Source organism: Marinifilum fragile JCM 15579, assembly GCF_001310955.1.
GTDB lineage: Bacteria > Bacteroidota > Bacteroidia > Bacteroidales > Marinifilaceae > Marinifilum > Marinifilum fragile.
Genome location: NZ_BAZX01000021.1, coordinates 53847 through 78613, shown reverse-complemented (window position 1 = coordinate 78613; position 24767 = coordinate 53847). Strand labels below are relative to the sequence as shown.

18 protein-coding genes are annotated in these 24767 nt (G+C 35.9%); 1 reads left to right on the top strand and 17 read right to left on the bottom strand.

Annotation, left to right across the window (positions count from 1 at the left end; translation table 11 throughout):
• Window positions 1-49: 49 nt before the first annotated feature.
• The 6 genes from JCM15579_RS14500 to JCM15579_RS14475 all read right to left on the bottom strand — a co-directional run bounded on the left by JCM15579_RS14500 (window position 50) and on the right by JCM15579_RS14475 (window position 8806).
• Window positions 50-3673 carry a SusC/RagA family TonB-linked outer membrane protein gene (locus tag JCM15579_RS14500; RefSeq protein WP_157471495.1) on the bottom strand — a complete coding sequence of 1208 codons (3624 nt, stop codon included), beginning with the start codon at window positions 3671-3673 and terminating at the stop codon, window positions 50-52.
• 102 nt (window positions 3674-3775) lie between these two features.
• On the bottom strand, window positions 3776-4951 hold the full coding sequence (locus tag JCM15579_RS14495) for a FecR family protein (protein WP_054721163.1): 1176 nt from the start codon (window positions 4949-4951) through the stop codon (window positions 3776-3778).
• Between the two features lie 84 nt (window positions 4952-5035).
• Window positions 5036-5569 (bottom strand): RNA polymerase sigma-70 factor, encoded by a 534-nt coding sequence (locus tag JCM15579_RS14490; protein ID WP_054721162.1) that lies wholly within the window; start codon window positions 5567-5569, stop codon window positions 5036-5038.
• Window positions 5570-5829: 260 nt separating this feature from the next.
• Window positions 5830-6861, bottom strand: coding sequence for an L-threonine 3-dehydrogenase (tdh, locus tag JCM15579_RS14485; RefSeq protein WP_245625915.1), 1032 nt, complete (start codon window positions 6859-6861; stop codon window positions 5830-5832).
• 220 nt (window positions 6862-7081) lie between these two features.
• A complete protein-coding gene (locus tag JCM15579_RS14480; protein WP_157471494.1) occupies window positions 7082-8557 on the bottom strand; it encodes a site-specific DNA-methyltransferase in 1476 nt (491 codons plus the stop codon).
• A 48-nt stretch (window positions 8558-8605) separates the two neighbouring features.
• Window positions 8606-8806 (bottom strand): hypothetical protein, encoded by a 201-nt coding sequence (locus JCM15579_RS14475; RefSeq protein ID WP_054721160.1) that lies wholly within the window; start codon window positions 8804-8806, stop codon window positions 8606-8608.
• Between the two features lie 204 nt (window positions 8807-9010).
• Here JCM15579_RS14475 and JCM15579_RS14470 point away from each other — a divergent pair, with 204 nt between their 5' ends.
• A complete protein-coding gene (locus tag JCM15579_RS14470) occupies window positions 9011-10324 on the top strand; it encodes a DEAD/DEAH box helicase (protein WP_054721159.1) in 1314 nt (437 codons plus the stop codon).
• 114 nt (window positions 10325-10438) lie between these two features.
• On the opposite strand, the gene JCM15579_RS14465 is transcribed toward JCM15579_RS14470, so the two are convergent.
• The 11 genes from JCM15579_RS14465 to JCM15579_RS14415 all read right to left on the bottom strand — a co-directional run bounded on the left by JCM15579_RS14465 (window position 10439) and on the right by JCM15579_RS14415 (window position 24766).
• Complete coding sequence (locus JCM15579_RS14465) at window positions 10439-10849, bottom strand: BT0820 family HAD-type phosphatase (protein WP_054721158.1); 411 nt, start codon at window positions 10847-10849, stop codon at window positions 10439-10441.
• 111 nt (window positions 10850-10960) lie between these two features.
• Window positions 10961-13339, bottom strand: coding sequence for a GumC family protein (locus tag JCM15579_RS14460; protein ID WP_054721157.1), 2379 nt, complete (start codon window positions 13337-13339; stop codon window positions 10961-10963).
• Window positions 13340-13351: 12 nt separating this feature from the next.
• Entirely contained in the window at window positions 13352-14143 is a 792-nt protein-coding gene (locus tag JCM15579_RS14455) for a polysaccharide biosynthesis/export family protein (RefSeq protein ID WP_054721156.1), read from the bottom strand.
• 222 nt (window positions 14144-14365) lie between these two features.
• Window positions 14366-15769 carry a sugar transferase gene (locus JCM15579_RS14450; protein ID WP_054721155.1) on the bottom strand — a complete coding sequence of 468 codons (1404 nt, stop codon included), beginning with the start codon at window positions 15767-15769 and terminating at the stop codon, window positions 14366-14368.
• Window positions 15770-16129: 360 nt separating this feature from the next.
• Window positions 16130-16891 (bottom strand): WecB/TagA/CpsF family glycosyltransferase, encoded by a 762-nt coding sequence (locus JCM15579_RS14445; RefSeq protein WP_054721154.1) that lies wholly within the window; start codon window positions 16889-16891, stop codon window positions 16130-16132.
• Complete coding sequence (locus JCM15579_RS14440; RefSeq protein WP_054721153.1) at window positions 16854-18056, bottom strand: prenyltransferase/squalene oxidase repeat-containing protein; 1203 nt, start codon at window positions 18054-18056, stop codon at window positions 16854-16856. The genes JCM15579_RS14445 and JCM15579_RS14440 overlap by 38 nt, the downstream gene beginning before the upstream one ends.
• 299 nt (window positions 18057-18355) lie before the next feature.
• Window positions 18356-19435 carry a polysaccharide deacetylase family protein gene (locus tag JCM15579_RS14435; protein WP_157471492.1) on the bottom strand — a complete coding sequence of 360 codons (1080 nt, stop codon included), beginning with the start codon at window positions 19433-19435 and terminating at the stop codon, window positions 18356-18358.
• A gap of 450 nt (window positions 19436-19885) precedes the next feature.
• Window positions 19886-20986 (bottom strand): hypothetical protein, encoded by a 1101-nt coding sequence (locus JCM15579_RS14430; RefSeq protein WP_054721151.1) that lies wholly within the window; start codon window positions 20984-20986, stop codon window positions 19886-19888.
• Between the two features lie 52 nt (window positions 20987-21038).
• A complete protein-coding gene (locus JCM15579_RS14425) occupies window positions 21039-22319 on the bottom strand; it encodes a phenylacetate--CoA ligase family protein (RefSeq protein ID WP_054721150.1) in 1281 nt (426 codons plus the stop codon).
• A gap of 79 nt (window positions 22320-22398) precedes the next feature.
• Window positions 22399-23697 (bottom strand): phenylacetate--CoA ligase family protein, encoded by a 1299-nt coding sequence (locus JCM15579_RS14420; RefSeq protein ID WP_157471491.1) that lies wholly within the window; start codon window positions 23695-23697, stop codon window positions 22399-22401.
• Window positions 23684-24766 carry a glycosyltransferase family 4 protein gene (locus JCM15579_RS14415; protein WP_054721148.1) on the bottom strand — a complete coding sequence of 361 codons (1083 nt, stop codon included), beginning with the start codon at window positions 24764-24766 and terminating at the stop codon, window positions 23684-23686. Before JCM15579_RS14415 ends, JCM15579_RS14420 begins: the two co-directional genes overlap by 14 nt.
• Window position 24767: the final 1 nt, after the last annotated feature.

Here is a 24767-nt window from a genome sequence, read left to right as displayed (position 1 = left end):
CCTAATATTATATTTTTAATTAGCTTTCTATTTAACTTATCATTATAGATTAAAAACTAACATTTACTGAGAAAGAATAGGAACGTGGTATAGGTAAGTATGTATTCCCAAAAGACACATTTGCACTGTTAGAAGCAGCATAACTTCTTGCAGTACCGGTGGCCTCAGGATCCTGACCTTTCAATTTGGAATTTTTCCAAACATGCAAATTACTTCCCTGCAATGTAAATTGTATATTTTGAATCCCTTTTTCCCTTAGCTTTTCCGAGTAAAGATTATAACTCAAAGACACATTTTGTAAACGAACAAAATCACCCTTAACGGTTCGCAAATCACTGTTATTGTACATGTAAACATTATCAGGATATCCAAATAAGTCATAATTATATTCTTCATCCCCTAACCTAGGTATGTTCGTAGTTAACTCGTCGCCAGGCTTTCTCCAACGATTCACCCATTCTTTTGGCATGTTAGCATCAGGGTCTGGATAGAAAAAACCAAACCCAGAAGGAGGCGCTAACTCTCGTAAGCGTATTACATTTCCAAAGCTACCTACCAACATACAAGATAAAGTGATATTCTTATAGCTTATAGTATTGGTTAACCCCGCTTGTATTGGTGGAGTTGTTGGTCCTTCGTATTTTAAAGCTTCTATATCTTTTACACCGGTTAATACCTTTTTCTCTACCTTATTTCCATTTTCATCCTCTTCAAACTGTCCCGAGTAGAATGTAGCATCACCATTTTCGTTTAATCCAGCATATCGGAATGAATACAAACCACTTAAAGGTTTACCTATTACAGCAGATGATTCGTAGGAAGTCTTAAATGCATCTGTTAAGTCTCTATATCCCGACTTGGAATATACATCCAACACTTTATTTTTGTTCCAACCAATATTTGCAGAAAAAGACCATTCAATATTATTTGTCTGGATTGGTTTTACATATAAACTAGCCTCTAAACCTTTATTTTCCATTGAAGCCCAGTTCACCTGAATACTTCTAAAACCAGTTACATCAGAAACTTGTTTTCTTCCAAGTAAATCCTCCCCTTTTTTGTAATAATATTCTAACGTACCACGAACTCTTCTGTCGAACAATCCAAATTCAAGAGCCAAGTTGGAATTGGTATTTTTCTCCCATTTCAGATGAGGATTCTTTGGATCAGAAATAATTAAAGGGCTTTGGTTCTTAATTGTATTGTAAGTACCCATTCTTGTTATCAAATCAGAGTATGCCTGTGCAGCAACATTTCCCTGAACACCATAAGAACCACGGAAAGTCAAGTAAGAAATCCATTTGATATTTCTCATGAATCCTTCTTCTTTCATTTGGTAGTTAAAACCAGCTGACCATAAAGGCTGGAACAAATCATTGGTTTTAATACCAAATCTGTTGGAACCATCGGTTCTGGCATTGAAATTTAGAGTGTACTTTTTCTTGTAAGTATAACCAAGCACTCCATAATAAGACACATTTGCTGATCTATTTAAATTCTTAACCCAATAAGGTCTTCCTATGTTTTCAATCAGTTTCCATTGGGGATTTAGCTGTTGTCCCCTGTCATGGACATAACCATAAATGTCATCATTGTGCCCTTTGTATTCAGAAGTTCGAATCTCACTTCCCAACATAACATTCAATTCATGATCATTACGAATGGTAGGATTGTATGCGATTTGATTTCGGATGGTTTGAGAATGATTTTGAGTATTCCTCCCCATATACAAGCCTCCATCTAACCATAGAGGTTCAGTTGAATAACCAACTGTCTTTACATAGTTCTCCATTTTACTTCTTACAAAGAAACTATTTTCCTTTGCAACGTTCTCCTCAGTAGTACTTTGTTTACTAAAATTAAACAGCGAAGTCCAACGAAAATCTTTGAAAAGTTCCCATTCTGTGCGCACCTGCCCCCTTATTCCGAAGGAATTTGATTTCCTCCATGAAGTTTTTCTGTTTTCCAAGTAGTTATACTTCAAATCATCGATATACATATAATTGTAATCGCCATTTTCATCAAATGCTTTTTGCGCTCTTGTAGTATAAATTGCCCACTCGTAAGGATTCTCACGAGAATCTGCTGAAAAGAAACTATTATTGTCTCTTGAGGTAATATCTAACTTGGCATCCAAACGAATATTATGTCTTACTTTAGTAGAAACTTTAACGGATCCAGTATATGTTTTCTGCCCCACACCTTTTGCGGTTGCCTGTTCATCTCTAAAACTACTTGAAACATAGAAAGTAGTTTTTTCATTACCGCCCGATACACTTAAACTGTGATTCTGAGCAAAGGCATTTCTAAATAAATGCTTAAACCAGTCTGTATTAACCGTTTCAAGCTCCTTTACTTTTTCTTCAAACTCATTCCAACCTATGGTTCTATTATGAACATCAATAAAATATCGTTCAAAGTCTGTAGCATCACCGTATTCTCCAATTCTACCTGAGTTCGTTAAAAACAGACCTTTATTAATCATTTCACGGTTAACATCGATCCTCTCTTTGGAGTTCATCATATACGCGTCATCCAGTTTGGGACGCATAGAAAGTGTTGTATTACCAGAATATCTGATTCTGGTTTTTCCTGCAGATCCACTTTTAGAAGTAATCACGATTACACCATTGGCGGCTCTAGTTCCATATAGAGCTGTTGCAGAAGCATCTTTCAATACATTGATCGACTGAATATCCGCTACGTTAATTCCTCCGATTCCAGAAGCAATCAGGTTTTTATTGGTTAAGATCTCACTAACATCAACATTAATCGGATCGTCAAGAATCACACCATCAACAACCCAAAGAGGTTGAACATTTCCACTAATAGTGGACGTTCCACGAATTCGAACTTGAGGTACAGAACCTGGTGCTCCTGACGTACTCATAATTGACATACCTGCAACTTGACCTTGTAGCAATTTATCAATACTAGATTCTGCTCTGGTTTCTATACTTTTCATATCAACAGTTGTAATAGCAGCAGTTTTCTTTCTACCATCAAGATTCTGGTATCCGGTAATAACTACCTCTCCTAATTGCCCCTGATCAGCACTTAATTTCACATCCAGAACATTACCTTTCTTCAGTTTGTATTCTTGAGTTTCCATACCTACGAATGAGAAAATCAAGGTAACATTTCTATCATCCACCATAATATTATACTCACCATCAATGTTAGTTGCAACTCCAACATGAGTACCTTTCACAACAACGGAAACACCAGGTAATCCTACTCCCTTTTCATCGGTCACCTTACCTTTTATAGAAATTTTTTTCTTTTGCACTGCTGGTTTGGGAACCCTTTCCTTATAGGAAACAATTACCAAATCATCCTCAGTTTTATACTGGAAAGGGTGACCACATAACACTTCGTTAAGACACTTTTCCAGAGAAATATCCTCGAGGTCAACTGTCACCTCGTATCCTTTTACATCATTGTAATTAAAAACAAAATCGTATTGACTCAATTTTTCAACTTCTTCGAGTGCTTCTGATAATTTTGCATTCTGAAGCTTTAAGCTCGAAATCACCATTTGTGAGTTCACACTACCATAAGCAGTGGCTAAACCCATTAACAACACTAGTTTTAATACAGTCAAACGCATAAATAACTGCCGGTTTTTACTTTTCTTCCATCCTGAAAAAAAGCAGATTAGATTTTTTTTCATAAATTTGTAAATGAAATTAAACAATGGGTCATCGCTCCAACGATGAACATTATTGAGGGATAGCTCCAACTATCCCTTTTTTTATGTTTATTTTAATATGTCTTAGCGATTTACATCAGAAACGATAACTGCATTACCACTTATCTGTATTGAGATACGGCCAGTTTTCTCTAGTCTTTTTGCAATATCTTGAAACTCTGCATCACGATCGGCTCTCATTCTAAACTCATAGTCTTTCACGCCAGGATTTTGGTAAAAAACTTTAAAATCATACCACCTTTCCAGTTTTATGAAAATATCCTCCAAGCGCTCTTTCTCGAAATAGAAATAACCATCACGCCAAGCTGTGTATTTTCGGACATCAACTCTTGAAACCTTCATTTCACTCATCCCTGTTTGTAGTAGAGCATTCTCTCCTGGCTGCAATACAATCTTGTTTATATTTTTTTTCGAATGCAACTCCACCTTCCCTTCTACAAGTGTGACATCCACATTTTCAGCCGGATAAGCATTTACATTAAATTCTGTACCTAACACTCGCGTGTCAACTCTATTGGTTCTTACAACAAAAGGTACTTCAGGATTTGATACAACTTCAAAATATGCTTCTCCTATAAGTTCTACGATACGCTCTTTCCCACTAAATTTCACTGGATATTTTAGCTCTGTTTCGGAATTCAAATGCACTTTAGTTCCGTCCGAAAGCACTAATTCATATTCACCTAAACGGGGTACCTTTAAAGTATTATAAATGGGCTCCTCATTTTCAAGTTTTTCAGTTTTCTGTTCTTCGCAATATTGAATGACATTATCCGAGTCAGCAATAATCTGCATCCCTTGCTTTTCACTGATTACAATATCCTTGAGTTTTTCCAACTCATACTCATTTCCACTGGAAGTAATCAACACTGCTTTACTCTCACCTTTTGCAATACGATTTGAACGCACTATATATTCTTTATGTTCCCAACTTGTTTTTTCGAAAAGCAATGCTAGTGTACAGGCAAGCAGTACTGCAATACTTGCTGCAATAGTCAGGTTGTTTCTATGTTTTTTTTGATTTTGAAGTTTATTTTTTAGCTTTTGCCACTCTAAACCTACGTTGGGTGGATCTATCTGTTCCAATAGAAATCCAGCTTCCTTATACTTTCTTAATTCTTCGTACAATTCAATCATTTGTGGATTATCCTGATACTTCATTAAAAAATTCACCTGCATTTCTTTAGGTTTTCTTAGAACCTGAAAAACTTCTTCTATTCTTTTATGATCGTGTTTCATCCTTGTTATCTACAATCTTATCACTCGTTTCTATGCTTGCTTTACACACTATCACAATGAAAATTCAAATCGGGTGAGTTATTTTCATTTTTTTTGAAAAATGAGAAGCAACATTAACATTTCTCTATTTAATTCTCTTCTTAAACGTTTTAAGGAATTGGTAACATGTGTTTTTATGGTATTAACAGAAACATTCAATTCTTCGGCAGCTTCTTTGTAACTTAAATTTTCGATAAAACACTTTTTAAACACATTTCTACTTTGATTGGGGAGTTGTTCTACAGCTTTCATAATTTCCAATAAAGCCGAGTCATAATCTTTATACTCCTCTTCCTCATGGATGTCGTGTTTTTTTCTGTTGATGTATTTTTTTTCTACCTCCTGTTTTCGTAGATAATTAATGCATTTATTTCTAACAGTATTATAGAGAAAGGATTTTAGCGAATAAGATATATCTAATTTGTTTCTCCGGTTCCATATCTCTTCAAAAGAGTCATTCACCAAGTCTCTTGCTTGCTCGGTGTCATTTAATATACTGTATGCATGATAGTATAAACTTCGATAATGTTCTTTGAACAGTTCTTCAAAAATTGGTTGAGTTATAAGTGATCGTGCCAAGACGGTTTAGGTTAAAGTTGTATTTATAATCATTTGAGGACTAACACAAGCAAAATTAGAAATGGGTGAAAAAAAAAAGAGTAAATTTTCTTGAAAGAGGTTGCAAATTCAAGCATTATTCAAATAAAACAATTAGGTAACCAGCTAGAGTCAACTCATGGAAGGAATCAATACTGCTTTTCTAATTACATTTTCTTTATAGCACAAAAAAAGCCCGGACAAAATGTCCAGGCTCTCCTATATCATACAACTTGTTTTTCTTATTCCCAATCCAAGATTACTTTTCCACAATCTCCTTTTTCCATGATTTCGAAACCTTTCTGGAATTCATCAGCTTTAAAACGGTGTGTAATCATAGGTGATAGATCCAAACCACTCATTAGCATTTGTTCCATTTGATACCAAGTCTCATACATTTCACGACCATAAATCCCTTTCAACTGAAGACTCTTGAAAATAATATCAGTCCAGTTCACAGTGGTTTGTGATGGTAAAATTCCTAATAATGAAATCTTTCCTGAGTTGTACATATGTCCAACCATATCGTTGAATGCTGCAGGAGCACCAGAACATTCCAAACCGATATCGAAACCAATCATACCAAGCTCTTTGATTACATCATCCAAACTTTCTTCCATTGGATTGATAACACGATCCGCTCCCATTTTCTTTGCCAACTCAATTCTAAATGGATTGGTTTCCGTAGCAACAACATATCGAGCTCCAGCAAATTTAGCTACTGCAACACACATGCTACCAATTAATCCTGCACCAGTTACCAATACATCTTCACCAATCAAAGGAAATGAAAGAGCTGTGTGAGTAGCATTTCCAAATGGATCCATAATGGCCAACATCTCATCTGGAATCTTATCGCTCATTTTCATCAAGTTCGATGCTGGAATAGCAGCATACTCAGCAAAAATACCATCGATGTTCACACCAATACCTACTGTGTTCTCACAAACATGCTTACGCCCTCTTCTACAGTTACGACAGTGACCACAAGCAATGTGACCTTCACCAGTTACACGATCGCCAATTTCGAAACCAGTAACGCCAGCTCCAATTTGTGCAACTTCACCTACATATTCGTGACCAATAATCATTCCTGGTTTAATGGTATTTTGCGACCATTCATCCCACTTATAAATGTGTAAATCGGTACCACAAATTGCAGTTTTCTTAATTTTTACAAGAACGTCGTTTACTCCTACTTCAGGAATATCAACTTCTTCCATCCAAAGACCTTTTTCTGGCTTGGATTTTACAAGAGCTTTCATTTTAGCCATGATGATGTATGTGTTCGTTGTTTTTTGTTGAAAATCTAAAATGGTCTTTTCTAAGGATTTAATAAAATAATCTCTATAAAAAAGCCTTACACAAAGTAAAAAAACTTGATCTTAAATTCAAGCCTTACATTACTTATTAAGTAAATAAAACTGAATGTATTGAATTACAGCTTAACAATTAGTTGAAATTGCGGATAAAGATTCAACCTTTCAGTAATTTTCACTCCAAATATTCAATTTTAAAATAATTAACACCAGAATTATTAACAGACTGCAATTTTCCTGCTATTTTAATTCGGTCGATTGAAATATCACTAATGGAAGAAAATCCCAATTTGTATCCAACAGCATTTACTGCAAGCTTTTCTGCTTTTTGAATACAGATAAACTTTCGATTTGAATCCTGAACTTGGTTCATTTTATAAACAGCATGAGCCGTAGTTGCCGAACCTGCAAAAATATCCAACACAGTATCTTCCCTACCCGACAACTGCTCGAAAAGTAATATTAATAAGTCCGTAGGTTTTGGATGTTTAAATGGAATCTCTTCTGGATACAACTCTTTCAACTCCTTTGTTCCCTTTAAACCTGGAATATCAGTAATAATTGATGAGAGTGGCTTTTGCTCACTTTTTAATTCACTTCTGTATTTCTTGAGTAAAAATCGCTTCCCTCTTTCCTTTGGGAATACCATTTTCCCTGATCTGGTCCACTCTTCTACTCTTGCCTTGGAAAAAGCCCAATACCTGCCATTGGGTGGCAAATATTCTTCCATTGTAATGGGATTTGTTATTGGAAATCTTGCATTTTCATTACCACTTGCTGCGGTTGGATTATCAGGAATCCATTCTCCATTTTCATCCTGATCAGGATTGGAATAATTCGAGAAATCCTTCTCTTCTCCTTTGAACTTTAACTTTGATTTATCCTTGGCATAAACAAGAATGTACTCATGAATTGTTGAAAATAGATTGGCAGAATCATTGCTAATACTTCTGTTCTCCCAAATAAAGCAACCCACAAAATTCTCTTCCCCATAAACCTCATTACAAATCAACTGCAAATTGTTTTTCTCCGACTCATCAATAGAAATTACCACGGCTCCATCATCAGTCAAAAAATCCTTGGTAAGTATCAAACGAGGAAAAATCATATTCAACCATTGAGTATGAATTTCTCCACTTTCAATTCTGTGTTGGGTAAATTCATCAACCCTACCAATATTAAATTGATTCAAATACTCAAGGTAATCATCTGCTGCCAAATGGTAATTATCGCTAAAAGCAAAGTTTTTACCCGTATTGTATGGAGGATCAATGTAAATCAATTTTATTTTCCCTTGATAATCCTTTTTAAGAAGTTTGAGAGCATCCAGATTATCACCTTCAATAAATAAGTTCTTGGTTTTATTAGGTAAAACCGACTTGTCTTTTACGAAAACAAGCTCAGCTTCACAATTTGCTTTTGCAGAATCAAGAGCTAACTTCTTATCGTACCATGAAAGCTCATAGTTTGCATGATCAATAAAACCATCTTCACCAATAAAAGCTTTCAGCTTTTGAATATCCAGTACACCTCCCTCAAAAATCTCAGGTAAAATCCCCTTCAATTCCCTTAATTGTTTTTCCTTTTTATACGAACTTAAAAGTGATGTTTTATTGGTCATGATATTTAGGTAAGCGATAATCTCTATCACAAACCTAATACATTTCCTATTGGTAAAAAAATTTGATTATATCGTATATTAACACTCTTCAGTTAACAAGAGCTTCTCATACAAATAATCATCATTGCCAGTGATCCTAACCGTATAAGCATCTTCCGGTAAATTTCCTGGTAAAGATTCTTCACAAAATCGATTTAATGAGTCAAGACTTAAATATACAACGTCGCCTTCAAGATTAATGACCTCAATTCTGTACATTCCTTCTTTGTATGCTTCCATAGTTTTTAGCTTGTAGTTTTATTAATGCTAATCTACAAAAGGCATTCTTACAAGATGTTTCACATAGGTTAATTAAAACTGATTTAATTGTTACATTCAAATTTGAAGAGTCGTGAAAAGTGAGAAAATCTAAGAGTTTTTTGTTGCTCATTGTTTGCTGATAACTATTAATTGATAACTGCCAATTGTTATTACCTTTGCGACATGAAAATAAAAACTGAAGATATTTTAAAGAGACTGGGCATTAAAGCACTGAATGAAATGCAAAATGTATGTACCAAATCGTGGACAAAATCGAATGATTTAATTCTATTATCGCCTACCGGTTCCGGGAAAACCTTAGCATTTCTTTTGCCAATGTTAAAAGATTTAAATGTTGATCAGGAAGGGGTTCAAGCACTTGTTCTTTCTCCTGCCCGAGAATTGTCTTTGCAGATTGAATCAGTTTTTAAGGATATGGGCACTTCCTTTAAGGTAAATTGCTGTTATGGTGGCCACTCCATGCGAATTGAAAAGAATAATTTGCAAAATCCACCTTCTGTTTTAATAGGAACTCCTGGTAGAGTTGCCGATCACATACGTAGAGAGAATTTTGATACTTCAGGAATTAAATTTTTGATTCTTGATGAGTTCGATAAGGCTCTTGAGTTGGGATTTCAAAAAGAAATGAATGAGGTAATTAAATCATTACCGCGAAGTGTAAAGAAGGTTCTTACATCGGCTACCCAGGGAATTGAAATTCCTGAATTTGCACGAATGAACTCTCCTAAGGAAATTAATTTCCTGCCAAAACAAAAAGCAATAGCTTTAACACAAAGAAAAGTGATTGCAAATGATAAAGACAAGCTAGATGCTTTGTTTAGACTAATCTGTACTGTTGGAGATCAACCAGGATTGGTCTTTTGTAACCATAGAGATGCAGTTGAACGAATTGCTGATTTATTAAAGGAACAAAATATTAGTTGCGATATTTTTCATGGAGGACTGGAACAAGCTGATAGGGAGCGTGCTTTAATTAAATTCAGAAATGGTAGCAACCATTTGTTAATTACTACCGATTTGGCATCAAGAGGTTTGGATATTCCTGAAATTCAAAATGTAATTCATTACCAACTGCCAAAAGTAGAAGAAGCTTTTATTCACAGAAATGGCCGAACTGCCAGAATGCATGCAAAAGGAAATTCCTTTATTGTATTGGCCGAAGAAGAAAAAGTTCCTGAATTTATCTCCGATGATATTCCGGTTTTCTCTATTAAAAATGAGGTTCAAATCCCCAATTCTCCCATTTGGGAAACCCTTTATATTGGTTTAGGAAAGAAGGAAAAAATCAATAAAGTGGATTTGGTTGGATTCTTCTTTAAAATAGGAAACTTGCAAAAAGACGAACTTGGAAAAATTGATGTACTGGATCATACTTCTTTCGTAGCTGTAAAGAGAGGCTTAGGACAAAAGCTTGTCAATAAATTGAAGAATGAAAGAGTAAAGAAAAAGAAGATTAAAATTCAAGTTTCAAAATAAATTGGAGTCTTCAGCAGTCAGCAATCAGCAAAAAAATGTTAGTGCCATTTGAAAACTATAGAGATTAGTCGAAGTTCTACTATTTCACTTTTTTACCTTTTGACTATTTGACTTTTATTCTCCGAACAAATTGTCAAGAAATCGGGTAAACGAACTACCTGATTTTTTTTCAGTTGGGTATACCTCTTCTTTTGTGGAAATCATTTTGTAGATATTTCCCCAATCAGGAATACCCCCAATATTTCTATCGTCGATATACAAATCAGCATAAATCTTACGACTAACACTTTCATCAAACTCCTCTTCAGGATAGTTTTTATTAATAGCATAAAATTCCAAGCCTTTGCTTTCGCAATAATCTACAGCTTCATACAATAAAGCACCTGTTCGGTAAGTCCAAAGAATTAGTTGATGGCCTTCTTTTTGCAATTCAAGTAAAGCTTCAATTGCAAAAGGAATTTCATCTCCAATTTGGGGGTATTTATGTTGCACTATGGTTCCATCAAAATCAACAGCAATAATCATGAATTTCTTATTAAGGGAATAATACTCCCTTTAAATTTATAGAATTAATCTTAGCTTTCTAAGAGTATGTAAAAGAAAAAGGTTCGAAAATTTTCGAACCTTAGCTTATTTTTAATTATTACTTACTTTTTCCCATAGTTTGCGAACAATTCCAGGAGATGGTTCTTCATAATAATATCCTTCGCCATTGGTATAATTTCCATATGATCCATTTGATGTTACATCATTTAGAATCAAGGACACATTATTCAGCGTTCCTCTCTCTGCAATCTGATTCACAAAATTGATTTGCTCTTTATGACTGAAACCTTGTCGAAGTATAAATAAATTGGCATCTGCCAACTTGCCCGTAATAAAGCCATCAGTAACCATTGATATTGGAGCATTGTCGATAAATACATAATCAAATTTACCTTTTACGGCATTCAAAAACATCTCCAAACGCCCATTTTCAAGCAACTCAGCAGGATTTGGAGGAACAGGGCCAGAAGTCACGCAATACAAATTCTTGATGTGTGTATTTTGCACTACTTCTTGCCATTTATTGTATCGAATTAAATAGGTACTCAAACCAACCTTATTCTCCAGATCAAACATTTTCTCAACCTTAGGCTTCCTCATATCTGCTCCTATCAGAAGAACTTTTTTGTTGTTCATGGCAACTATACTGGCCAAATTAACAGTTGCAAATGATTTCCCCTCTGATGGAATAGTAGAATGAATTCCGATTACTTTTGTAGGCTGATCTGGAAGCACATAGTTTAAATTGGTTCGAAGTGATCTAAAGGACTCAGAAATTGCCGATCGTGGTTGATGGAATACAGGTAAATTGTTTGGATAACGATTATGAGCAATGGTTCCCAAAACAGGTAAATGTGTTTTCTTCACCAACTCTTCCTTACTTTGGATATTATCATTGAAAAACTCTTTCAGGATAATAATCAAAAATGGAAATCCTAAACCCAAAAACATCCCGATTAACAGGTTTATGGCAAGTTTTGGTTTTATCTTAATAATGGTCGCCAATCGGGCCGGATCAATAATTTGAGCATCTGAAATATTTGATGCTTTTGCAATAGCAGCTTCAGCTCTCTTCTTAAGTAAAAATGTATACAACTCGTTATTCAAATCGAAATTGCGCTTCATATTGATAAACTTTTGCTCATTCTTAGGCATTCGAGCCAACTGATCTTTCACCTTAGACATCCTTTCACTTAGGCTAGCGACTTCGATTTGAGAATTGGCTACCAAGGATTTTAGGTTTTCATCCAAACTTTGGCGAATCACATCAATCTCCTTGTTCAGAATAACCAAACTCGGATTTTTTGCTTGAACGCTATATGAAAGCACTTCACGTTTTCCATAAAGATCAGTTAATTTGGTAACCAAGGCATCCAATGTTGGATCGGTAATTCCGGCAACCGTAGGAGCAACAACTTGCTTCATCTGGTTGGCATCACCAAGGTTTCGAAGTAAATTCTTATAATACTCCAATGAGATCTGGGCTTGAGAAAGTTGGGTTTCCAATTCCTCCATTTTAGCCACTACCACTCCAGCTTCCTGTCCCAAGTCTACAATCCTGTTTCTGGAACGGAAATTGGTAAAACTCTGACCTGCCAATTGCAAGGAATCAACAATTCCATCCAATCGCGAATCAATAAATCGAACCGTATTTTCTGACTTTTTGTTTTTCTCTATCAACCTAAATTGTAGGTATACCCAATTTAGTTCATTCAGAAAATCAACACCTCGAGCAGGTTCTGTATCATCTATTCTCAGATGAATTAATTCGGCTTTCTTCTCGGCAACTGTAATTACCATACTCTCCATGTATTTCAGTGTAAGCTTATCCAAATCATTAAACACAAAGTAATGATTCGCTTCCTGATCTACCTTCTTATTTTTGGGCTTTATGGTAAAATTAAAGTACTTGTTGTTAAAAGCTTGATTAAAAAAACCTTCCTTTTCAAACTTTACCTTTACCTTTTCACCTTTGTATTCAGCTTCGCCATCAACCCTTATTTTATAGGTGTGGCCATCAATCTGTTCTATGAAAACAGGAATATCTGTAAGGTTTGTACCTTCGTGTTGAATAACTTCAAAAGGCTCATTTCGATACATTCCTTTATCTATAAACCATGTTTTTTTATACCAGGATTGTGTCCAGCCCAGGTTCTCCATTGCTTTTCGGTTTATGGTAAAGGATTTTAGAATTTCCACATGATTTTGAATATTTGCCTTATCTCGCAGCTGATACCCTTCGAACATTTGCTTTGCACTTGTTTCATCAGGGTCTACGTGCACCAATAAGCTACTTCGCATCATGTAAACAGGGGTTGAATATTTGCTTACCAAATAAGCAATACAAATCCCCAATACTCCACAGATTACAAATATCTTCCATTTAGATAAAATCCTGTAGAGGAAATCTTTCACATCAGGACCATCCTTCTTGTCGAAATAGTCCATTACTTCATCTACGTATTTCATAACAATTCTATCTTAATTGGAAATTATTAAACTGGTAATCAGTACAGCGGTTGATACTGTTGAAAGTAACAAACTGTATATATTTGAGTTCATATCAGTATTCTTAATCTTATGAGGCTCAACGTAAATTACATCGTTGGGCTGAATAAAGAAGGCTTCCGATTTTAGAAAATTCTTATTCGATAAATCCAATCGGAATGTTTTGCTTTCCTCATTGCTGGTTCTGATTACCAATACCCTGTTTATTTTCGCATGATCTGTAATTCCGTTGGCCATGCTTATTGCTTCAAGAATACTCAGGCTACTGTTATAATTGTAGTATACTCCGGGAGTTGTTACTTCTCCCATAACAGTCACCCTAAAATTCAGAAGCTTCACTTTTACACTTGCATCCTTCAAATACTCATCGGCATGTTCTTGAACTTTTGCCTGAGCTTCTCTTTGTGTTAATCCTGCAACACCTATACTTCCAAGTATAGGTAAGGATATGTTTCCATTGGAATCAACCTGGTATCCATTCAAATACTGATCAGGCAATTGACTGTAAAGGTTTTGTGTTCCTTGTTGACTTCCTATGGCCTGAGCAGGATTGTAAAGCTGACTAATCTCTGGATTCATTGACTTTATACTAACGAATAGGTTGTCGTTGGTTTTAATCTTGTACTCAGGTACCTTTGACACGAATTCTGGAGCCAAAACTTCAGCATCAACATCTTGCAAATACACGAGATCTTTATTCGATCGACAGGAAATGAGACCCATTACTATAACAAGGCTCATAAGGGTAATTAATTTTCTATTCATGGTCTTGGTTTTTTATTTATTTCAGTCCCGATAGCTATCAGGAATAAATTATGAATCAGGAATTACCTGATCACACTTGTAAGAAAGAATGTCTTACAAAAAGAGTTGAGAGAGTAAATTACAGGAGATCTTATTTAATTCTCTCTGTTTGCAGAAATACTACCTCTTAAAGAAAACTTGGGTAGCTTAATATTTATAGAGTAACTAATAACTGTTTACTGATTACTGTCCATCCCCTGTTAAAACCACTTTAATGGTGCTAAGGAAAAGCATTAAATCCAGCTTTAACGACCAGGTATCTATGTAGATCATGTCTAATTTCATCCACTCCTCGAATGGAATGTTGTTTCTTCCTGAAACTTGCCAGATACAAGTAATTCCAGGTTTCATACTCAAGCGGCGTCTTTGCCAACGTTGATACTGCTTCACTTCAGAAGGAATTGGAGGACGAGGACCTACAATCGACATCTCTCCTTTTAATACATTAAAGAATTGTGGGAGTTCATCCAGTGAAGTTTTGCGTAGAAACCTTCCCACACGAGTAACTCTAGGATCGTTTTTAATCTTGAAAACAGGTCCCGATTGTTCATTCATATTTTCCAGCTTCACTCGAAGAGCTTCTGCATTCTCAACCATTGTTCTAAACTTTAAACACTTGAACAACCGTCCGTTTAAACCAACTCTTTCTTGCTTGAAAAATATCGAACCTCCATCCTCAATTTTAATTGCAATGGCTATTCCTAGTAACACTGGAGAAATTAATACTACAATGCAAAATGAGAATACAAAATCGAGAATCTCCTTCACCTTTAAAGCAAAGTAGTTTTTTGTATTGTTTGCAAATGTCAAAAACGGAAGTTCCTTAAAATAAGTCAAATGAGAACGCATACTAACCACACTTAAAAGCTCCGAATATACCCTAAAGGTTACTCCAACTTCTGAACAAGCATAGATTAAAGCACGCACTTCGTCATTATTGAATTTTCCCTTACAGTAAATTACCTCATCCACAACATTGGCATCAATAATCTCATTCAATTGAAAATGCTCATGCAGTACTCTTACGTGAGAATCGTATTTGTTTTTAATGTGCTTCCCATCCGACATGATTGCCCAAACACGATATCCCCAATCGCGAATAAAAAGCATTCTATCAATAAAGTGCAGGTATGATTCATCATCAGCTACAATCAATACATTACGCGTGTTGTATCCTTTCCCTCTAATTTTTTTGAATATGGTATAGCTCATCATTCTGAAGCTGAACAAGACGGCCATATTCAAACAGGCAAACAATGCCAGAATTAATACAGGAACGGTATCGGTTAAAAACAAGCTTCCTAAATACAACAAGCCTGAACTGATAAATACCATTGCAAAATACTCGGCAAACAATTCGGAATAGGTTTTTACCCTTAGCATTTTCCCCAAATTGAATTCCTTAATAAGTGTGTACCATATTGCGATAATCATTAAATAAACAATATTGGTATCGTGAGCAGCAATTTCAACGGGCCGCAAATAATTGTTTGTTGCCCAAGCAACAAACCAATAGCAGCCCAGGGATAAGGCAACCTGAACAATGCTACTTATCCTTGCTAATGTTTTTTCTCTTCCTTTAATCATTCTTGGTTTATTTAAGGTTTTAAAGTGAATTTATTTATGGTTGTTTTTATATTGTTTATGTTTATCCCACTATATCGGTTCTGAAATCTACTCCTTAAATGCAAAAGTGAAATGGCATATTAATTAGTTACAGATGAATTGAGGATAGTATTTTCAAGTTGAACTTTTCCCTTTTCATAGGGAACCGTAGCGAAGCGAAGCTCGTGAACTCAATATTAAAACTATTAAGAAATGTGAACCAAATCCCGACAGGGAAAAGGGTGAAATAAAAGAACACACCCCTCTGGCTGTCGCCTACGCAAAAGCTTTCGGGATACCCTAAAAGGGGAGAAATTGGAAATTAATGGATTGCATATCTATTTATTCGCGCAACTGTTTACTGAAAATTGTTTTCAACCTCTCTCTCAACACATAGTAAATAAATAACGAATTGGTCACCAAGTATCTTTTCCACATCCTCCCAGGTTCTTGCATGAATCTGTAGAACCATTCCAGACCTACTTTTTGCATCCATACAGGAGCTCTTTTTACTTTTCCTGCAACTACATCAAACGATCCTCCAACACCCATAATAAATGGCACTTTCAGTTGATTTTTATAGGTATTCAAAAAAATCTCTTTGATTGGTGAACTAATGGCAACAAACAAGATATCCGCTTTCGATTCTGCAATTTGAACGGCGATATTGGCTTCCTGTTCTTTTTTAAAATATCCGTTGCGATATCCTGCTATAATATCCTTTCCAAAAACTGATGTATATTTCCTAACCACTTCGGCAACTACCTCTTCTTTTCCTCCAAAAAAGAAAATCTTATACTTTTTTTCAGAAGCAAGAATTACCAGTTCTTGCATTAAATCAACTCCTGCCACACGTTCAGGCAATGGTTTACCCAACAAACTCGCAGCCCAAACCACTGCCATTCCATCAGCATTAATAATATCACTATCAACTACCGACTGATACAATTCCTCATCCTCTTGCATATGAACCAACTTGGCAGCATTAACTACAATGTGTTGAATTGATTTCTTTTCGCGAATAGAATCATCTATAATATCAATGGTCTCGCGCATTGTTAAAACATCAACCGGCGAATTCATTATTGTAATCCGCTTTCTCATATTCCGGTGTTTTTAAGGTTTCTAATAAATAGGTTGATAAGGCCAAAAACATCCAGGCCTGAGCCCAGCGGATGTATGGAATTTTGGTTTTAAAGTTCTTTCCTGCTCTGAAATAGAAATATCCTTCAGAACTTTGCAGGTTTTGTATGGTCCAATTCAATACTCGATCTATCAATTCCTGCTTTGATTGAAAAGCACCAGTCTTACTGAGAGTAATTGGCAACTGTGCCGGACAATGGATGTCTACAGGGTAAGTTGAATTGTTAAAATATTTTGGAATTCCCTCTTCCGTAAAGAAATGATTCAAATAATATTCCAGTCCTTTTTCAATATTCTCATGGAATGATTTATCCTCAGTATATTTCTGATAATCGGCTAAGGCTTCCAGGTTAAATCCAGTATGGAAATTATCAATCCATTGATGATACGGTAAGGTTCCATATGCCCAGGAACCATCTGTATGCTGATAATTAATGCTGAACTGAACTGATTTTTTTGCTTCTTCTGCCAATGCTTCATCATTTGTAATAGAATAAATTCGAGCTAATGTTTTACTTCCCAGTAATGAGGCATTAAATACACTTGTCTCATCCAGCGGTGAATAGGAAAAGCAGAAATCTCCATTCCCATCGTAAGTACGATGTAAATCATTCAGAATAAAATCTTTTGCGCTAATGGCTGTTTCCAGCAATTCTTTATCACATAAAATTTCGTAGGCATCCAGCAAAGCGTTGGTAACGTAAGAAGTCACTACAACCGAAGGTGTTCCTTTGGGCTGAAGAAATGCCCTGGCTTGCCAATCGAAGTTGTAACCCCAGCATGCCCCCGACCATCCGGTTGACTGTAATTCCAATATTTTCTTGCTTAAAAAAAGGATCCGGGATCTTACCTCCTGTGTGCGATCAAGCTGATAAAGCTTACAATAACCACTTAGAAATAAACCAAGACCTTTGGGATTATAAGCTTTCTTAATCCCTGCAAGATCCCGGAAATTCATTGGATTTCTCTTAAAGGCCTGAATCCATATCAACCTCATTAGTCGACTCTTATTCAAAAAAGGAATCGACTGAAAAAGTTTGGAGTTTAATCCGTCATAAGGATCCCAACCTTTGTATTCTTGGTCTTCTATATATACTCGAAGTTTTTCGAGACTTTGTGCTATCATGATTATTTGTTTAAGGGGTCTGTTTGATTTTAATGGGTAATCTAGCTCCTATATGATTTGCTCTTCATGGCATACTAATAAAAGTGATAGATATAGAAGCTGTTGCTTAGGGAGACCGGGAAGCTGAGAACTTGTTCAAAGATCACCCGGCCGAACTTAGTAACGGCAAATTGATCGATTACTTTTTTTAGGTCGCCTTGACTTTTTTGTTTCGTTTTTGTGTCAAGACAAAAATGAAAAGCCAGTCCGACTAGAGGACAAATAATACAATTCAATAATTTACATACCTTAAAATTCAATTATACAAGCTTTTTTATGTGCGTAATCGCCTCACCAATAGTGAAGAACTTTAACTTACCTCCCGATACTCTATTTGCCAAAAAATCAATAGCATCTGAGTAATAGAAATCTTTCGGATGTCCCACCAATACAAAAGGATGAAAGGATGAATTGGAACTTTTATTAATCTTTGTAGCCTCGTTAAGAAATTTCCGCATTTTTGATTTCGAGAACAGGCAAAAGTCCCAGGTAACGGCTTCTTTATCCATTAAAAATCTAATGGTTTCCCATTTCGATTTTTTTGAACTGTTGTTCTTAAACTTTTCAATTGAGTTTGCCTTGTTCTTTAAAGCAGAGCGAATCCTAACCAAATCGTATTTCAAAATTCTTCTGATATTTTTTGCAAATACAGGCATTTCCAAAAACTCCTTTTGATTATTGCCTACAGTTAGTAAAGAACCATTGGCAAACCAATAAGGAACATCCTTCTTTACACGGGTATAATCGTATTTCGACAGCTCACTCTCCGCTTTGCCGCCATAATAAACGGAGCTATCGGCTATAAATCCATTCTCTTTTAATGTTTTCAACAAGCGTTCCGATGGATCGATATTGTAGCCACCTGCCCGCAACACATTGCATTTGTAATCAGGATTTATGGGTTGAAGAATCCCCTCCAATTCCTCTTTTCCTTTTCGAATCAGTTCATTCAAGCCCATACTGATCTGCTCATTGGCATGATCCGGAACTTCCGGCAACCTCCAGTAATCCAAATTCAAATTCCACTCTCCATTCTGATACCGGGCATCAACCCATTGTGGATGAATATGCAATTGAATATCGTGACCTAACTGATGAGCTTTCTTTATCTGATTTGCCATGGCTTCGGCAGGATTTCTTTCGTATCCCATCGACTCACCGCTCTCATAAACTTCCTTCAGTTTCCAATACTCAACCACCTCGAAGAATATGGTAAGTTTCATTCCATACTTAGAACAAATGGCGAGCAAGCGGTTGGTAGGTTCTATAATGTGGGTAAACACATTACCTCTTCCCGATCCAAACAGCTCATAATCTAATGTCAAACACAACGATATCATTCCTGCATATTCTTATTCTCAATGGACAATCTCTGTAACCTTACTCCTAAAACACATTATCTTACACTCAACCTCAATTACACTTCAAATTCGAACCTGTACATTAACACTACAAACCATTGCACTTCACAAGCCAACCAATACATTTACACACCCAACCATTACATTACATCTCCCGCTGGATCTATTTACAATCCAATCCGTTTCATTTCATCTCTCGCTTGGTCCTTTTCACCATGCGTTTCTTACATTTACAAGCTTGTTTCATTCATTTACATTGCCGTTTCTTCCTTTAACACAGCCGTTTCATCCTTTAACGCAGCCGTTTCTTCCTTTTACATCTACGTTTTAACCTTTAACATTGCCGTTTTATGCTTTAACATGGCTGTTTCATGTTTATTCCACTCACATCCTTAATAAACCGTTAATCATTAATTATGCGCGCATTAACTACCTCTTCAGCTGATAAAAGAATGGCAATGGATCATGAATATCCCAAACATCGAAAGTTCTCTTATTAAAGTCGAACAGAACTTTTAACATGTGAACGGCCTCACTTGGATTCTTAAATATCAATACCAAATCACGAAGCACATTAATCCATTTCACAGGTTTTGGATTTTTATAAGCAATCAACTTAAGCCCTATTACATAAGGAATCAACTCGGGATATTTCTTCTTCATGATTTTAATGAAACCAAAAGGTCGAGGGTTCACTTCAAGCAAATACAATTTTCCATCTCTAAGTTTAAATTCAACATCCAGAAATCCTGTAAACTTTGTTTGATGCAGAACCGCCTCTGCTTGTCGTTTTATTTCCTGGGCATAGTCCCCAACATATTCCTCAACCACCGATGAAACTCCCGATCGGAAATGACGAACCTCATTCACACAAATGTCCAACTTCACCTTTCCTTCGTCCACATATGCACCATAGGAAAAATTGTTTTTTAAATCGGCACCTAAAAAATCCTGGCTTATGAGCGATGTCTTTTCCTGCTCACTTAATATTTTAAGCAGGTCAATCATTTCTGCTACATTCTTAATCAATTGAGTTTTAAACCTTGGTTTGGTAAATAGAAAGATATCCTTGTTCCATTTCACGATTTGCGGATAATTGAGTTGATTCACCAATTTCTGATTTTCTACATCCTCCAACAAATGGGTTTGGGGAAACAACACCTCCCCATTTTTTGCCAGTTCGTAAGTTTTGCTTTTGGTCATCAATTGTTCTAGCGATACTTTATGTCCTGGCATCACTTGGTACAACTGAAAGAAACGTGGAAAGTGATTCATCAGGAAAGCCAAATAAAATCCACTGGCGATATAGGCTTTTAGCTTGGGATAAGTGTTTGCCAACGAATTAAGCTCCAATACCAAATGTTCCTCACTGCTAATCGCTTTTTTCTCAGCATACTTCGAGTACATGGCAATTTCATTTTTCTTGCCAACCAGAATTACATGGTAATTCAGACGACTAAATTCACGCACCAAAAACAAGGCCTGAGGTCCTGCACCCACAACTAATATTTTCTCAGAGTAATTTTTCATTGGTATTAATGATAGAATATGATGGCCCGCTGTATTTTAATTCCTTAACTGATCATTTCTTACGCTTCTCCTTTAATTGAGAAACCACAAGATTAAATTTCCCCTTCTCTGTTCTAATCAACTGATCTGTTTCTATTTTATCAAAACGAATCAGGCAATCATTCCCAAGCAAATCACGCAAGTTCGATTCTACAACATCCAAATCTCCTTTGTCAAATCTCTTATCCGGAATTAGGTTAACCCGAATAATGCCAGGTTCATCCTGAATAATTTGTGCGGCCAACAAATTTCTAGCTTGCTTAAAGGCCAAGTCAAGTCTACCAATTCGTTGTCCATCATTTAAAACAATGTAATCATCATCCCTGCCTTCAATCTTTTTGATAACACAAATTCCATTATTACAATTGGCCAATTGTACCACATCATCTACACGATAACGGATCAATGGAAAAGCTGTGTTAATAAAACTTGTGGTAATCAAATGATCATCTTCAAACTCTGTATGAGAATACAATGGAAATTCCCGGTACAATTCATCTTCGAACTGCCCCAATGCTACTGTTTGTTCTGCATTACCGTACCAATCATATATTTTTGTATTCAGAGTTCTCTCAACAATTTCTTTCTGAAATCCATGCAACACCTCTGATGATGTAAATGCGATCGGAATGTCTAAATTCAAATCTTTCTTATGCAATTCTGTAGCCAAAATGTGCATGGAACTTGGATAGGCTTTGATTACCTTAGGATTAAAATCCTTAATCAATTTGTAGTATTCATCAATTCTTTCAGCCTTTAAATGATAAGATGACAAATACAATACATTATTGCTCTTATCAAAATAGGAAAAAGTATTTCGGTCTAAAGTTCCTCGTAAGGATACTACTGGATCTCCTAAATGATAACCATGCATTTGCTGAAAAAAGTGACCGTAAGCATACTCTTTTATTGTAGATGAAAAATCTCTGTAAACCTGCAATGGTGTACCGGTTGTTCCACTCGAATAAGCTTTAAATACACACAATTTTGATTTCGCCAGCATCTCTTTGGCATAATCACGAACATCTGCTTTCGAAATAACTGGCAGTTTGTTCTTATCGGTCAAATTTTTTACTGAATAAAGATGCAATCCATGCTTTTTGTATAGTTGTTTATAAAACTCGGTATTGGAAAAGGCATTTCGATATTGCTTTACAAATTCCTGACTTTTCAATTCTAAAATCTCAGATACAGACATTTGATCCAGCTCAATAATCCTACGCAATTCACGCTCGAATGCTCTGCCATATTTTATTTTATAGGCAATCAAATCCTTAATTAACTGTACTGGCATGTTTTCAATAAATTAACCACAACTTCAAGATCCCAATCAGCTCTCTCTTGAAACTTGTTACTTGTAACGATGGTAACTTTCAACTCGACTCTATCTCCTTTAAAATCTCTTTCGCAGTAGCATCCTTCTCCTTGGTATCCAAGTAGGAAACCATCAAGTTAAATTTACCAGTCTTTGTTTTTATGATCTGATCTTCGCTGATCTCATTGTAATGAATCTTACAATCTTCGGTTACCAATTGTGTGAGGTTCTTTAGCAATTCTGCTTTGTTTTGCTCTGTAAAATTGTAATCAGGTATAATATTCAAATCGATTTCACCTGGCACTTTCTGAACAATTTGTGCAGCAAGGATATTTTTAATGTTGCTGAAATTAAAGGCATGATCGAGCAAACCAACCTGCTGTCCATTCTTTAACCTTACATATTGATTGTCGCGCCCCATGATTCTTTCGGTACAACAACGAATACAACTCGCATCACACTTTAACTTGATAATATCATCTACCTGGTAACGAATTAGTGGGAATGATTTATTGATGAATCCCGTAGTGATGATGTGATTTTCTTTCACCTCAATATGCCCATACAGTGGAACATCCTGATACAGATTTTCTTTTACCTGTCCCAAAGCAATGGTTTGCTCCGAATTTCCATACCAATCAATCACTTTGGCATGTAGTACCCTTTCAATAATTCGTCTTTGCCAATCGTGCAAAACTTCAGATGAAGTAAATGCAATCGGAATGTACAAATCCAATCCTTTTTTGTACAATTCTGTCGATAAAATCTGCAACGAACTAGGATAAGCCTTAACCACTTTGGGTTCAAACTCCTTAATCAATTCATAATACTTTAGGATGTTCTTCTCGTTCAGGTTATAGCTCGATAGATGCAATGTATTCAACGACTTGTCATATCTTGAAATTTCATCCTTGTCCAAATCTCCTTTTATGGATATCACCTTATCGCCTAGCTTGTATCCATGGATATTCTGAAAATAGTATCCGTAGGAGTATTCCTTACAAACCGACTGATAATCGCGATACAGTTTTAAAGGCGAACCTGTTGTTCCACTTGTGAAGGCCTTGTATACAAACAAACGGTTTGTCGTCAACAAATCATCAACACGATGCCTAATATCATCTTTTGTAATGATTGGTATTTTCTCTGCGTCGTCGATCGATTTTACCGAATGTACACTTAAGCCATGCTTTCGATATAGCTCATTGTAGAACTTGGAGTTTAGGTAGGCATTTCGATATTGCTTTACAAATTCTTTGTTTTTTAATTCTGATAATTGGGATTCACTAATTGAGTATAGCTCCTTTATTCTTTTCAATTCCCTTTCAAATCCGATACCGAATTTAATTTTGCTCAAAAAGTAATCCCTTATTCCCCTGTAGTTCATGGTAGATTGAGAATAATGATTTTAATACACGATCTGGATAAAAATCAACAACTGCTCTTGTTGAATTTTGTGAGTAGTTTTCGCAAAGATCTTGGTTCGTCATCAACTTAACGATTGCATTTTTAATGGCTCTTTGATTACCGGGAACCACAAGTATTCCATTTTTCCCTTTGTGAATGAGATCTGGAATTCCTCCCACTTTACTTGATATTATAGGCAAACCATAACTCATGGCTTCCAGTATTGACAAAGGCAAACCTTCTTTATAGGATGGCAGAATAAATGCATCTGATGACCGAAACAACTCTTCTTTCATTTCTTTGTTGGCCCAACCATTAAAATGAACGATTTTCTGCACCTTCCATTTCGAAATGGTATTGGTCAATCGATCTACTTCCCCATTCCCGGCAATAACAAGCTCCAGTTTATCTTCAAATTGCTTCCTGTTTTTTGCAATAATCTTAATCAAGTCGAAAATGCCTTTGTTATCTCCAATTAATCCCAGGAATAACAATCTAAATTTATCATTGGATGGCTTTCTTTCCGTGTTAAGCGGCGGAAGAATCATGTTATTTAAGATTCTAATCTGTTTCGGCTTAAAGGCACTGGTGTAAAAATGCTTCCATTTTTCCGACAAGCAGATCACCAGGTCTGCAGTATTAATTACATATCGAATTCTACGCTGTATAAACTTTGATGATCCCAGGAAAAAGTCCCGAAACCCTCCTCCATGTATGTGATAGATGATTTTCTTATTGGAAAAGGCTCTCGCAAATGCATACAAAATGTATTTCCTGTAAAAACTACCTTTCGATGCTCCATGAATGTGAAGAATTTTAATATCCCGATCTTTAATCAGGATCCACAACAACTCTACAATGCAAATCGGGAACCACAAAGTATTCATCAATTTGGATGTAAACCGATGCGTAACCAAAACCTTAAAGTCGGACATGTGTTTTGAATAATTGTTTACACACAATCCAATTCCCCCTTTCGAATTCTGATTCCCCGGCGCTATGTATAGAACCTCTTTCATC